The organism is Cupriavidus sp. 05T42, from assembly GCF_056396345.1.
Genome location: NZ_JBFTLH010000002.1, coordinates 171524 through 184030 on the forward strand (window position 1 = coordinate 171524; position 12507 = coordinate 184030).

Consider the following 12507-nt stretch of genomic DNA (forward strand, 5'->3'; position numbering starts at 1 on the left):
CGGTCCCGGTTCGTTGGTTTGATCCGTCGGGGAAATGGGGTTAGTCCTCGCCCTTGTAGTAGAGCGACTGGACTACTGCGCGTGTGGTGTCATTGGGGCCGAAGCCGACGGCCGTAATCTGGTACATGAATTTCACATCGTCCGGATTGCTCGCGCTTTGATTGTTATCTCTGACCGTCATGATCTCAATCAGATAGCGCGGCTTGCGGCCGGGGGTCAGGCCTGAGCCAGTGGGGAATGACCTGCCGGTGAACGTTCCATACTCCACAGTCCTCTGGCCGACGGTGGCCAGCCAGTCGACGGTGTTCCAGATCGGCGGATTGCTGTTGTATGTGTCGCACAATCCCAGGTAAGGCCCGCTTGGGGCGGTGCCCGTGTTGCAACCGCCCGGCACATCAAAGCCGTCGCGCTTCTTCGATGAGAAGATCTGCGTGCGTTTGGCCGGGCCGGTTGCATTGCTGATATCGAGTTCCGCGTCGCGCAGCGCGGCTTCCGCTGCCTGGAACGCGATCTCAAAATCACGCTGGTTCCGTGATGTCTTCTTCGAGTCGAGTGCGATGCGCGCGCCCGAAATGGCCAGCAGCGTGATCACCAGCAGCATGATCACGGCGGTGATCAGGGCAACGCCTCGCTCGTTTCGCGAGCGGCATGCGGGGGTCATCCTGGAGGTCAGAGGCATGACGTGTCTCCCGGAACACAGTGGTTGTAGTTGCGGACCTGGAGGGTGGTGGTGAACAGGCGGCGTGCCGCCTGGGTGTCCTGCGTGGGTGTGAAGGTGCCGTCTGCGCCGTTGTAGAGCGACCCGAACATCTGGATGGCTCCGTTTCCCCCGGCGTCTGCGCTCGCGTTGTCAGCGCGTACGACGATCGACAGCTTGATGGTCGCGATGTGGAGCCATTCGAGTGTCGTCATTTCGTCGGCTCTCACGTACTTGTCCGGCACATCGTCGGAATTCGTGGAGATCCCATACAGCAACTGCATGTTCTCGACGCCGGTCACCAGTTCCTGCGTGACGTACGTGGTCAGCGACTCTTCTCCCGCAGTCCGCTGGCGGTACTTGCACATCAGGGTAGGTTTGCCTGCTGCGTTGTTAGCGACGAAGAAAACGGACAAGCCGCGCTGGCTGGCCGCGAGCGTTACATCGCCCTCGGTGTAGCCCGCCACGCCCTGGCCTGAGCAATCGACAATCGATTCGTCGGGCGTGCGGGGGTTTCCGGGAACCCCGGACCCGTAGTAGCGCACCATGAACATGTCGCTGCCATTGACTGACGCGCCTCCGTTGCAAACCAGATCTTCGCCGTCCCCCGGCGTGGAGCACGATTCGCGTCCGAAGATCATCTGGTCCGTAATCACCATCGCGCCGCCCGAGGGGCCTGGCGGCACATAAGACGCTTGCCGCAGCACACGGGACATTACCGAGATTGCGAATTGCCCACGCTCTTCCAGGTTCGCGTTGTCGTCGATCGTGGCGTAGCTGTTGCGGCTCATCAGGTAGAACGACAGGCCGGCAATCAACACCAGCATGCTGATGACCAGCGTCACCATCAGTTCGATGAGGGTATAGCCCGCGGCCGGCTGCCGCAGGCGGCGGGAGTCAGAGTGGCGGGGCATCAGTTGTTGACTCCGGGGTTGACGACCACGACGACCATGGGCGTCGCATCGCCATTCGCTGCGGCGGAGTCGGCCATGGTGGTGCCTGTAGCGAGATCAGCGCCGGCGCGATCGGTGAAACGGGAGGTCCAGCCTACCTTGATGACGATCGGCGTATCGCTTGGAGAGCCATTGCCACCGGCGGTCTGGGTGCAGCCCCACTGGTAACCGGTGTTGAGCTGGAACGTGGTCGAGTCGCGGCAGATGACCGCGCGGCCGTTTGGCAGGCTGGTCTGGACGCGGCGCGCCCAGTCAGCCTTGTCGAAATTCGCGGTGAGGGGCGCGCATGCGGCTGATGCGCCAGTGCAGGCCGTGCGGAACAGGTTGCCGCTGTCCGCGATATTCGGCGTGCCGGTCTTCGTGTCGAAAAGGTAGTTGTTTTTGTTGGCCTCATCGACGCTCGCCCGCATGCGGTCCGCCATGTCATTGGCGAGCTGAAGCGCAACAACGTCGTAGGACGACTGTTGCGCGAAGCGGAAAGACTTGATGAGCAGATTGGCCACGCCGAGCACGCCGAACGCCAGAACGACGATCGCTACCAATGCTTCGAGCATGGTGAAGCCGGCCGCCCCCCGGCGGCGTGACTGACCCATTTGTGACTCCCGTCCAAAAAATCGAACTGTTCTTTTGCTTTTCTACGGGCGGCGCGTTGGAGTTTTGCTGCGCCGGAGCCTCTGTTGGGCCCCGTTTACGCCGTGCACGCGCTCGCCATCCGGCCTCCTTACCCGAAGGAGGTCAGTGCAGATTAGACAGCTTTTTTTACGAAGTAGCTACCCCTTTCGTGGGGTAGGCGGGGAAAACTCGTCGAGTACGTCGCGAAATTCCGACACATCTTCAAAACTGCGATAAACGGAAGCAAAGCGGATATAGGCAATTTTGTCGAGTTTGCGCAATTCGCGCATAACCAGTTCGCCCACCTGGCTGCTGGCGATCTCTTTCTCGCCCAGCGCCAGCAGTTTTTCTTCGATCCGGGTAATGGCCTGGTCGATGGCCTCGGCGGACACCGGCCGCTTGCGCAGGGCCAGCCGCATGGAGTCCTTGAGCTTGCCGCGCGTGTAGTCCACGCGGGAGCCGTTTTTCTTGACGATGGCGGGGAAGAAGAGCTCGATGCGCTCGTAGGTGGTGAAGCGGCGGTCGCAGGCTTCGCAACGCCGGCGGCGGCGCACCGTGTCGCCGTCCTCGGAGACGCGACTGTCAAGCACCTGGGTGTTGGAATGACCGCAGAAGGGGCATTTCATGCCGGACCACCTGAAGATATATGCCGGGCCGCATTATCGCTCGCGGTGTGCAAAAGGTAAAACGGCGCTGCCGGGGCAGCGCCGTTCGTCACGCGCACTATATAGATAGGCGCGATGCCGGTTGTGGGCCGGATATCAGCCGTAGACCGGGAAGCGGCGGGTCAGGGCGGAGACCTGCTCGCGCACCTTGGCGATATTGGCTTCGTCGTGCGGGTTGTCCAGCACGTCGGCGATCAGGTTGCCCACCTGGCGGGCTTCGTCTTCCTTGAAGCCGCGCGTGGTCATGGCCGGCGAGCCCAGGCGCACGCCCGAGGTCACGAACGGCTTTTCCGGATCGTTCGGGATGGCGTTCTTGTTCACCGTGATATGGGCGTCGCCGAGGATCTTCTCGGCTTCCTTGCCGGTGATCTGCTTGGCGCGCAGGTCCACCAGCATCACGTGGCTCTCGGTCTTGCCGGACACGATGCGCAGGCCGCGCGCGATCAGGGTCTCGGCCAGCACGGCGGCGTTCTTCACCACCTGTTGCTGGTAGGCCTTGAACTCCGGCGTCAGCGCTTCCTTGAAGGCGACGGCCTTGCCAGCGATCACGTGCATCAGCGGGCCGCCCTGGATCCCCGGGAAGATGGCCGAGTTGATGGCCTTCTCGTGCTCGGCCTTCATCAGGATCACGCCACCACGCGGGCCGCGCAGGCTCTTGTGGGTGGTCGTGGTCACGAAGTCAGCGTGCGGCACCGGGTTCGGGTACACGCCGGCGGCGATCAGGCCGGCGTAGTGGGCCATGTCCACCATGAAGTAGGCGCCAACATCCTTGGCCACCTTGGCGATCCGCTCGAAGTCGATGCGCAGGGCGAAGGCCGAGGCGCCGGCGATGATCATCTTCGGCTTCTTCTCGTGGGCCAGCTTCTCCAGCGCGTCGTAGTCGATGTCTTCCTGGGCGTTCAGGCCGTAGCTGACCACGTTGAACCACTTGCCGCTCATGTTCAGGGCCATGCCGTGGGTCAGGTGACCGCCTTCGGCCAGGCTCATGCCCATGATGGTGTCGCCCGGCTTGAGCATGGCGAAGAACACGCCCTGGTTGGCCTGCGAGCCCGAGTTCGGCTGCACGTTGGCGGCTTCAGCGCCGAAGAGCTGCTTCACGCGGTCGATGGCCAGCTGCTCCACCACATCCACGTACTCGCAGCCACCGTAGTAGCGCTTGCCGGGATAGCCCTCGGCGTACTTGTTGGTCAGCTGCGAGCCCTGGGCGGCCATCACGGCCGGCGAGGTGTAGTTCTCGGACGCGATCAGCTCGATATGGTCTTCCTGGCGCTGGTTTTCCTTCTGGATCGCGGCGAAGACTTCGGGGTCGATCTGCTCGATGGTGAAACGGCTGCGTTCAAACATGGCGTGACTCGTCTGTAAAAAAGGGATGCCGATGCACTTTTCGGATACGAACAGGCAATCGGGATACATCTCGGGGGTTTCGCAGAACTTCGCGATTAGGGCGCGCGGGGAAGGCATCGGCGTCCCGCACCAGTGACCTCTATATATAGAGGTCGTCCGGTGCAGGGCGCACCCTGCTTCCCATTCGCTGCCCAGGCGAGCGGCAGGCGTTTGTGATTCACGCCAGATAACTTGCGCTTCCTCGTGGTAGTACCCACTGACTTCGCCAGTCGCGCAAGATGGAATGGTTGCCGCAGAGTTTACGCGAGGCCGCGCCGCGCCGCAAGGCGGTGCCAGAGGGGGTAACGCGGGGGCAGGGCAGGCCGGATGTGGCGGGCGGTGCATCGGGCCAGCTTCCCGCAAAGCCGCGCGGCGCCTGGCTCGCAACTTGCTGTTGCATTTCTCCTGCGGGTTTACCTGCGGCGGGCCGTTGCGGTCCGTTACAATGCCGGCCATGCCGAACTATGTCTGGCCGCTGCGCGTGTACTGGGAAGACACGGATGCCGGCGGCGTGGTGTTCTACGCCAACTACCTGAAATTCTTTGAACGGGCCCGGACCGAATGGCTGCGCTCGCTCGGGATCGGTCAGCAGGACCTTGCCGATACGTCCAATGTGGTCTTCGTGGTACGCAGTACTGCTGTGGAATACAATGCGCCCGCCCGGCTGGACGACCAGCTGGAAATCCGCACCGTGATTGAACGGGTGGGGCCTGCCTCGGTCCAATTCGCCCAAGAAGCGTGGCGCGACGACCTCCAGCTGGCCAGCGGCAAGATCCGGGTGGGATGTGTCGATAAAGACACATTTCGTCCGGCCCCGATTCCTGCTCCTGTTCTCGCAACTATAAGAAACGCTCGATGAATCCGGTGACCGTCACGCAAGACCTGTCGATTATCTCGCTGGTGCTGCACGCCAGCCTGCTGGCACAGGCCGTCATGGCGCTGCTGCTGGTGATGTCCCTCTTCTCGTGGACCTATATTTTCCGCAAGCACCTGGCGCTGCGCGCCGCGCGCAGCCAGACGGAAATCTTCGAGCGCGACTTCTGGGCCGGTGGCGATCTCCAGGCGCTTTATAACAGCGCCGTCAACAACCGCCACAACACCGGCGCGCTCGAACGCATCTTCGAGTCCGGCATGGGCGAGTTCCTGAAGGCCCGCGAGCGCAGCAACGACGCCGGCGCGCTGCTCGACGCCGCCCGCCGCGCCATGCGCGCCGCCTACCAGCGTGAGATGGATGTGCTCGAGTCGCACCTGCCGTTCCTGGCATCGGTAGGCTCGGTCAGCCCGTACATCGGCCTGTTCGGTACGGTGTGGGGGATCATGAACGCCTTCCGCGGCCTGTCGAATGTGCAGCAGGCGACGCTTGCATCCGTTGCGCCTGGTATTGCCGAAGCCCTTGTGGCCACGGCCATCGGTCTGTTTGCGGCGATTCCGGCCGTGATCGCCTACAACCGATATGCAACGGAGATCGATCGTCTGGCCATCCGCTTCGAGAGTTTCATGGAAGAGTTCCTGAACATTCTCCAGCGCCAGACGCGCTAATCCACCTCATTCATCGCATTCGGAGCACTAGCCATGGCAGCCATCCAGCGCCGCGGCGGCTCGCGCCGCCGGGCCAGCGCCGACATCAACGTCGTGCCGTACATCGACGTGATGCTCGTGCTGCTCGTCATCTTCATGGTGGCGGCCCCCATCGTGAATCCGGCCGTGGTCGACCTGCCTTCCGTGGCGCAGGCCACGCCGCAGCAGAAGGCGCCGCCCATCGTCGTGTCCGTGCATGAGGACGGCACCCTGACCGCGAGCGGCAAGGACAACGCCGGCAACGCCTTCGAGCGCAAGCTCGACAAGCGCGGCCTGCTGGATTTCGTCCACCAGCGCCAGAATGAGAACCCGGACCAGCCCGTGGTGATCGCCGCCGACCGTGCCGTGAAGTACGAGGCGGTGCTCGACGTGATGTCCGTACTGAAGGCCGACGGCGTGAAGCGCGTGGGCCTGATGGTCAAGTCCAAGTAAGCACCGCGACATCCAGTGGCCAGTCTCTCGTCACGTCATCCGCAAGCCCGGCCGCAGCGCCGGGCCCAGGCAGCCGCCTATCCCTACCAGCCGGTGAAGGAGCGCGGCACCACGCGCTCGTTCGTGATGGCCCTGTTCATGCACCTGCTGCTCGGGCTGGTGCTCTACTACGGCGTGCGCTGGCAGAGCAGCACGCCGGTGGGCGCCGAAGCCGAGCTGTGGGACGAAATTCCCGACACTACGCAGGCCCCGCCGCCGCGCCCCGTGGAGCTGCCGCGCCCGACGCCGCAGCCAGAGCCGGCCGTACGCAGCAAGGCCGAGGAAGACGCGGACATCGCCCTGGAACGCCAGAAGCGCAAGCAGGCCGAGGAGGCCGCCGAGCGCGAGGCTGCCCGCAAGGAACAGGAAAAACGCGACGCCCAGCGCAAGGAAGAGCAGCGCAAGGAAGACCTGCGCCAGCAACAGCAGCGCGAAGAGGCGCAGCGCAAGGAAGACGCGAAGAAGAAGGCCGAGCTGGATCGCAAGGAGCAAGCCGAGCGCGACCGCAAGGAAGCCGCTGACGCGAAGGCCAAGTCCGACGCCAAGGCCCGCGCTGACGCGGAGCAGAAGGCGAAGGCCGCCGATGCCGAAGAGAAGGCCCGTGCGAAGGCGGATGCCGATGCGAAGGCCAAGCGCGAAGCCGCGGCCAACGCCCAGCGCAAGAGCGAGCTGGCGCGCCTGCAGGCCCTGGCTGGCGGCAACGCCACCTCCAGCGGCGGTGGCGTGGGCAGCGCGGCGGGCTCCGGCGCGGGTTCGGGCGGCAAGGCGTCGCCGGGCTACGCCGACCGCGTGCGCCGCAAGGTGAAGCCGAACATCAACTTCGGTGGCGATGTGGACGGCAATCCGGCAGCCGTGGTGTCGGTCTCGCTGGCGCCGGACGGCTCGCTGCTGTCCGCCCGCCTGAGCAAGTCCAGCGGGAACGCGGACTGGGACAACGCCGTGCTGCGTGCGGTACAGCGCTCCGACCCGCTGCCGACTGACGAGAACGGCAAGGCGCCTTCGAGCTTCACGATCACGTTCAAGCCGAAGGACTAGGCGCCTCATCTGCCATGTTTTGCAACATAATGCAACCTTCATCGATGGCGTCAGGTCGCATTGCTACCATGAACGGTTGCCTGACGCGGCCGGCAGCGTGCAATTGCACGCAGAACGGGCCATGCGCCAAGCGGCGCGTTGCCCGTCCTGCTGTAGTTGCTGTGCCCGCCGTACCGATGAATCCTGATATCGACTGAGGAGCAGCATGCGAAAGCTTTGGGCCCCCAACTGGCTGTCCGCAAGGCGGCACAACGCTCAATCCACATCGTCGCCCGCCACCCAGCCCACGCGTGAGCAAAGCCGCTACGCGCTGATGGCCTGGCTGGCGGCCGCACTGATGTCGGCCGGCGTGGCACACGCACAATTGAATGTGGAAATCACCGGAGTTGGCTCGAACCAGTTCCCGGTGGCCACCGCCAACTTCCAGGGCGAGGCGCAGGCCCCGCAGAACCTGACCGCCATCATCCGCAGTGACCTGGTCAACAGCGGCCGCTTCCGCAACGTGGATCCGGGCGGCGCCACCGTGGCCGAATCGGCCCAGGTGGATTTGGGTAGCTGGAAGTCGCGCGGCGCTGATGCCTTCGTTGCCGGCAGCGTCACCCCCGCCGGCAACGGCCAGTACGAGGTGCGTTTCCGCCTGTACGACACGGTCAAGGGCCAGAGCCTGGGCGGCCTGGCCTTCACGGTCGGCCAGAACCAGTTGCGCGTGACCGCGCACAAGATCGCCGACTACATCTACGAGAAGCTGCTCGGCGAGCGCGGCGTGTTTGCCACGCGCCTGTCGTACGTGTCGAAGGTGGGCAACCGCTACCAGCTGCTGATTTCCGATTCGGACGGCCAGAACGCGCAGATCGCGCTGACCAGCACCGAGCCGATCATCTCGCCGGCATGGTCGCCTGATGGGCGCCGCGTGGCCTACGTCTCCTTCGAGGCGCGCAAGCCGGTGGTCTACGTGCACGACCTGGCCACGGGCAAGCGCACGCTGGTGTCGAACCAGAAGGGCAACAACAGCGCGCCGTCGTGGTCGCCGGATGGCCAGCGTCTGGCGCTGGCGCTCTCGCGCGACGGCAACACGCAGGTGTACCTGGTCAATGCCGATGGTTCGGGCCTGCGCCGCATCTCGCGCAGCAGCGCCATCGACACCGAGCCGCAGTTCTCGCCGGACGGCCGGAGCATCTACTTCACGAGCGATCGCGGCGGTGCGCCGCAGATCTACCGCATGCCGGCCTCGGGCGAAGAGGGCGGCGCCGCGCAACGCGTGACGTTCAAGGGCAACTACAACGTCAGTCCGCGCCTCTCGCCGGACGGCAAGTACCTGGCCTTCATCTCGCGTTCGGGCGGCTTCAAGCTACAGCTGCAGGACCTCTCCAACGGTGACGTGACGTCCCTCACCGATACGTCCAATGACGAAGCCCCGAGCTTCGCCGCCAACGGCAAGTACATTCTCTACGCCACCCGCGTGGGCGGCCGCTCGGTGCTGGCGGCGGTGTCCACGGATGGCCGTACGAAGCAGGTGCTGTCTCTCCAGTCCGGCGAGGTTCGCGAGCCGTCCTGGGGTCCTTTCATGCAATAGTGCAATAGAAAAAAGAGGAGTTATTGCCATGTCCCAAATGATGACCAAGTCGCTCGCCCTCGCCGCCCTGCTCGCACTGGGCGCCTGCAGCTCCGGCGTGAAGCTGGATGACACCGCCAAGTCGGGTACCGGCACTGCGCCGACCACCGACCCGCGCGCCGTGGCGCCGGTGGACGTCTCGCGTGACCCGCTGAACGATCCGAACAGCCCGCTGGCCAAGCGCAGCGTGTACTTCGACTTCGACAGCTACAGCGTGAAGTCCGACTACCAGAGCCTGCTGCAGGCCCACTCGCAGTACCTGGGCGCCAACAAGGGTCGCAAGATCCTGATCCAGGGCAACACCGACGAACGCGGCACCAGCGAGTACAACCTCGCCCTGGGCCAGAAGCGTGCCGAGGCCGTGCGCCGTTCGCTGTCGTCGCTCGGCGTGCCCGAGTCGCAGATGGAAGCCGTGAGCCTGGGCAAGGAAAAGCCGAAGGCCACCGGTCACGACGAAGCCTCGTGGGCCGAGAACCGTCGCGCCGACATCGCCTACTGATCTACGGATAAGTCTTCATGAATGCTCGCGCATCCACCCTGTTGTGGCTGGCAGCCGTCTCAGGCGGCTTGCTGGCAGCCACGTCCGCACACGCCGGCGTCTTCGACGACGACGAGGCGCGCCGCGCCGTGATCACGTTGCGGGACCAGTTCAACGGTTTCCAGGCAACGGCTTCACAGCGCATCGACCAGAGCAGCAAGGCCCAGCTCGACATGCAGAACCAGCTCGAAGGTCTGCGCCAAGAGGTGGCCCGCCTGCGCGGTCAGAACGAGGTGCTCCAGAACGCGGTGGATACGCTGCAGAAGCAGCAGAAGGACTACTACGCTGACCTGGACGCGCGGCTCAAGAAGTTCGAGCCGCAACAGGTGACCGTGGACGGCCGGGAGGGCATGGCCCAACCGACCGAGAAGCCCGAGTACGACGCGGCGCTGAAGCAGTTCCAGTCAGGCGATTTCAAGGGTGCGGGCAATGCGTTCTCGGCGTTTGCCAAGAAGTATCCGCAAAGCCCCTACCTGCCGCTGGCGCAGTTCTGGCTCGGCAATTCGCTCTACGCGCAGCGTGACTACAAGGGCTCGACGACGGTCCTGCAGAGCATGGTGTCGGCCAACCCTTCACATCCGAAGGCGCCGGACGCCATGATCGCCATCGCCAACAACCAGTTCGAGTCCGGCCAGAAGGCCGCGGCGAAGAAGACGCTGGAGACGGTGGTGGCCAAGTATCCGGGCACGGAAGGGGCCCAGGCCGCGAGCAACCGGCTGAAGACCCTGAAGTAACCGGTCTGCCTGGCAGTACCGTTGCAGGAGGAAGCCCGCTGGAAATTCTGGCGGGCTTTTTCTTTTGGGGCTTTGCGACCATGGAAGGAAGCCGGGCGATGGGCGCCATCAGTCCAGCCTGATTGGGGGCGGCCCGCCGGCGCGCTAAAATACGCGCTTTCGCAGTCAGCGACCCCCATTCCGCGCCGTCCGCGCCCCCGATCATGACCAAACGCGCCATCGTCCTGCTTTCCGGCGGACTCGACTCCGCCACCGTCCTCGCCATGGCCAACGCCGCCGGGTTTGAAACCTACGCGCTGTCCATGCGCTACGGCCAGCGCCATTCGTCCGAGCTGGAGGCCGCCAAGCTGGTGGCGGCGGCGCTGGGCGCCAAGCGTCACGAGATCATCGAGCTCGACCTGCGCCGCTTCGGCGGCTCCGCGCTGACCGACGATACCCTCGACGTGCCGACCGACGGCGCCACGGGCGGCATTCCGATTACCTACGTGCCGGCCCGCAACACCATCATGCTGTCGCTGGCCCTGGGCTGGGCCGAGGCGATCGGCGGCCGCGACCTGTTCTTCGGTGCTAACGCCGTGGACTACTCCGGCTATCCTGACTGCCGTCCCGAGTATGTGTCCGCCTACGAGGCGCTCGCCAACCTGGCCACCAAGGCTGGCGTGGAGGGCGACCGCTTCCACGTGCACGCGCCCATCATCGACATGACCAAGGCCGAGATCATCCGCGCGGGCGTGAAGCTGGGCGTGGACTACGGCCTGACCGTCTCCTGCTACAAGGCCGACGACGCAGGCCGCGCCTGTGGCGTGTGCGACTCCTGCCGCATCCGTCGCGCCGGCTTCGAGACGGCGGGCGTGCCCGACCCCACGCGCTACCAGGCCGCTGCCTGATCGATCCCCGCGCCAGCACATCATAAAAATACGAGTCACCCCCGGTCCACCATGCCTGACATCGACATCCCCGCGCTCTCCCACACCGTGCTGTGGAGCACGTTCGCCCTGACTTTCCTGTTCGGCGCCATTCTCCAGCGCACGCATTTCTGCACGATGGGCGCCATCTCGGACATCGTGAACATCGGCGACTGGAGCCGCATGCGCATGTGGGTCATGGCCATCGGCGTGGCGATGATCGGCACCGGCGCGCTGGCCTGGGCCGGCCTGATCGATCCGACCAAGACGATCTACACCTCGGCGAAGCTGGCCTGGCTGTCAGCGGCGGTGGGCGGGCTGATGTTTGGCTTTGGCATGGTGCTGGCCTCGGGCTGCGGCAGCAAGACGCTGGTGCGCATCGGCGCGGGCAACCTGAAGTCGCTGGTGGTGTTTGTGTTCCTGGGGCTCTCCGCCTATATGACGCTGCGCGGGCTGTTTGGCGTGGTTCGCGTGAACACGGTCGACACGGTGGCCGTGGCGCTGCCCGTCACGCAGGACCTGCCGTCGCTGGTGGCGCAGGGTAGCGGCATCGCGCGCGGCACGCTGCAACTGGCGCTGGGCGGGGCGATCGGCGCGGTGCTGGTGCTGTGGGCGCTGGCGGGACGCGGGTTCCGTAGCTTCGACAACGTGCTCGGCGGCCTTGGCGTGGGGCTGATCATCGTCGGCATGTGGTACGTGTCCGGCCATCTTGGCTATGTGTCGGAAGACCCGAGCACGCTCGAGGAACTGTTCGTCAGCACGAATAGCGGCCGGATGGAAAGTCTGAGCTTCGTGGCGCCGTACGCCTACACGCTGGACTGGCTGATGATGTTCAGCGACAAGAGCAAGGTGCTGACCATCGGCATCGTCAGTGTGATTGGCGTGATTGCCGGCGCGGCGGTGTACGCGCTGGCCACGCGCACGTTTCGCTGGGAAGGCTTCGGCAATGCCGAGGATGTGGCCAACCACATGGTGGGCGGCATGCTGATGGGCGCGGGCGGGGTGACGGCACTGGGCTGCACGATCGGGCAGGGGCTCTCGGGCGTCTCGACGCTGGCCGTGGGCTCGTTCATCGCGCTCGCGGGCATCGTGGTCGGCGCATGGCTGGCCTTCAAGTACCAGATATGGCGACTGGAGCGCATGGCCTGAGGGTTGACGCCTGACAGGTAGCTCTCTATAATCGCGGATTCGATTTTTGCGGGTCGTTAGCTCAGTCGGTAGAGCAGCGGACTTTTAATCCGTTGGTCGCGTGTTCGAGTCACGCACGACCCACCAGCATTGCAGAAGGGCCTGTGGCGCAAGTCACAGGCCCTTTTTGTTTTGA

The 12507-nt window shown here is 64.6% G+C and carries 14 protein-coding genes, 1 tRNA gene and 1 riboswitch; of the genes, 10 read left to right on the plus strand and 5 right to left on the minus strand.

Annotation, left to right across the window (positions count from 1 at the left end; translation table 11 throughout):
• Positions 1-40: 40 nt before the first annotated feature.
• The 5 genes from AC1EJR_RS02850 to glyA form a co-directional block, all read right to left on the minus strand.
• A complete protein-coding gene (locus AC1EJR_RS02850; protein ID WP_441645835.1) occupies positions 41-679 on the minus strand; it encodes a pilus assembly PilX family protein in 639 nt (212 codons plus the stop codon).
• Positions 670-1611 carry a PilW family protein gene (locus tag AC1EJR_RS02855; protein ID WP_477112832.1) on the minus strand — a complete coding sequence of 314 codons (942 nt, stop codon included), beginning with the start codon at positions 1609-1611 and terminating at the stop codon, positions 670-672. The genes AC1EJR_RS02850 and AC1EJR_RS02855 overlap by 10 nt, the downstream gene beginning before the upstream one ends.
• Positions 1611-2243, minus strand: coding sequence for a type IV pilus modification protein PilV (pilV, locus tag AC1EJR_RS02860; protein ID WP_441645837.1), 633 nt, complete (start codon positions 2241-2243; stop codon positions 1611-1613). Before pilV ends, AC1EJR_RS02855 begins: the two co-directional genes overlap by 1 nt.
• A 177-nt stretch (positions 2244-2420) precedes the next feature.
• Positions 2421-2888 carry a transcriptional regulator NrdR gene (gene nrdR, locus AC1EJR_RS02865; protein WP_092290516.1) on the minus strand — a complete coding sequence of 156 codons (468 nt, stop codon included), beginning with the start codon at positions 2886-2888 and terminating at the stop codon, positions 2421-2423.
• Positions 2889-3023: 135 nt separating this feature from the next.
• Entirely contained in the window at positions 3024-4271 is a 1248-nt protein-coding gene (gene glyA, locus AC1EJR_RS02870) for a serine hydroxymethyltransferase (protein ID WP_092290514.1), read from the minus strand.
• A 182-nt stretch (positions 4272-4453) separates the two neighbouring features.
• Positions 4454-4554: riboswitch (ZMP/ZTP riboswitch) on the minus strand.
• A 210-nt stretch (positions 4555-4764) separates the two neighbouring features.
• On the opposite strand from glyA, the gene ybgC reads away from it, so the two are divergent.
• From ybgC to AC1EJR_RS02920, 10 genes are all read left to right on the plus strand, one after another.
• Positions 4765-5169: a tol-pal system-associated acyl-CoA thioesterase gene (gene ybgC / locus AC1EJR_RS02875; protein ID WP_092290881.1), complete on the plus strand. Its 405-nt coding sequence runs from the start codon at positions 4765-4767 to the stop codon at positions 5167-5169.
• Entirely contained in the window at positions 5166-5849 is a 684-nt protein-coding gene (gene tolQ, locus AC1EJR_RS02880) for a protein TolQ (protein ID WP_177219836.1), read from the plus strand. Before ybgC ends, tolQ begins: the two co-directional genes overlap by 4 nt.
• Before the next feature lie 33 nt (positions 5850-5882).
• Positions 5883-6320, plus strand: a complete 438-nt coding sequence (tolR, locus tag AC1EJR_RS02885) for a protein TolR (protein WP_092290512.1) — start codon at positions 5883-5885, stop codon at positions 6318-6320.
• Positions 6321-6335: 15 nt separating this feature from the next.
• Complete coding sequence (gene tolA / locus AC1EJR_RS02890; RefSeq protein ID WP_477104850.1) at positions 6336-7394, plus strand: cell envelope integrity protein TolA; 1059 nt, start codon at positions 6336-6338, stop codon at positions 7392-7394.
• Between the two features lie 205 nt (positions 7395-7599).
• Positions 7600-8967 (plus strand): Tol-Pal system beta propeller repeat protein TolB, encoded by a 1368-nt coding sequence (tolB, locus tag AC1EJR_RS02895; protein ID WP_092290508.1) that lies wholly within the window; start codon positions 7600-7602, stop codon positions 8965-8967.
• 28 nt (positions 8968-8995) lie between these two features.
• Positions 8996-9505: a peptidoglycan-associated lipoprotein Pal gene (pal, locus tag AC1EJR_RS02900; protein ID WP_177219835.1), complete on the plus strand. Its 510-nt coding sequence runs from the start codon at positions 8996-8998 to the stop codon at positions 9503-9505.
• Between the two features lie 17 nt (positions 9506-9522).
• Positions 9523-10278 (plus strand): tol-pal system protein YbgF, encoded by a 756-nt coding sequence (gene ybgF / locus AC1EJR_RS02905; RefSeq protein ID WP_092290506.1) that lies wholly within the window; start codon positions 9523-9525, stop codon positions 10276-10278.
• 203 nt (positions 10279-10481) lie between these two features.
• A complete protein-coding gene (queC, locus tag AC1EJR_RS02910; RefSeq protein WP_441590616.1) occupies positions 10482-11165 on the plus strand; it encodes a 7-cyano-7-deazaguanine synthase QueC in 684 nt (227 codons plus the stop codon).
• Between the two features lie 51 nt (positions 11166-11216).
• On the plus strand, positions 11217-12332 hold the full coding sequence (locus AC1EJR_RS02915; protein WP_477112833.1) for a YeeE/YedE family protein: 1116 nt from the start codon (positions 11217-11219) through the stop codon (positions 12330-12332).
• A 50-nt stretch (positions 12333-12382) separates the two neighbouring features.
• Positions 12383-12458, plus strand: a tRNA-Lys gene (locus AC1EJR_RS02920).
• The last annotated feature ends 49 nt before the right edge of the window (positions 12459-12507 follow it).

Coding starts and splice junctions, on each gene's coding strand:
- AC1EJR_RS02855 (WP_477112832.1), bottom strand. CDS start 1,611: ATGCCCCGCCACTCTGACTCCCGCCGCCTGCGGCAGCCGGCCGCGGGC.
- tolQ (WP_177219836.1), top strand. CDS start 5,166: ATGAATCCGGTGACCGTCACGCAAGACCTGTCGATTATCTCGCTGGTG.
- ybgC (WP_092290881.1), top strand. CDS start 4,765: ATGCCGAACTATGTCTGGCCGCTGCGCGTGTACTGGGAAGACACGGAT.
- pal (WP_177219835.1), top strand. CDS start 8,996: ATGTCCCAAATGATGACCAAGTCGCTCGCCCTCGCCGCCCTGCTCGCA.
- AC1EJR_RS02850 (WP_441645835.1), bottom strand. CDS start 679: ATGCCTCTGACCTCCAGGATGACCCCCGCATGCCGCTCGCGAAACGAG.
- AC1EJR_RS02915 (WP_477112833.1), top strand. CDS start 11,217: ATGCCTGACATCGACATCCCCGCGCTCTCCCACACCGTGCTGTGGAGC.
- tolR (WP_092290512.1), top strand. CDS start 5,883: ATGGCAGCCATCCAGCGCCGCGGCGGCTCGCGCCGCCGGGCCAGCGCC.
- pilV (WP_441645837.1), bottom strand. CDS start 2,243: ATGGGTCAGTCACGCCGCCGGGGGGCGGCCGGCTTCACCATGCTCGAA.
- nrdR (WP_092290516.1), bottom strand. CDS start 2,888: ATGAAATGCCCCTTCTGCGGTCATTCCAACACCCAGGTGCTTGACAGT.
- queC (WP_441590616.1), top strand. CDS start 10,482: ATGACCAAACGCGCCATCGTCCTGCTTTCCGGCGGACTCGACTCCGCC.
- glyA (WP_092290514.1), bottom strand. CDS start 4,271: ATGTTTGAACGCAGCCGTTTCACCATCGAGCAGATCGACCCCGAAGTC.
- ybgF (WP_092290506.1), top strand. CDS start 9,523: ATGAATGCTCGCGCATCCACCCTGTTGTGGCTGGCAGCCGTCTCAGGC.
- tolB (WP_092290508.1), top strand. CDS start 7,600: ATGCGAAAGCTTTGGGCCCCCAACTGGCTGTCCGCAAGGCGGCACAAC.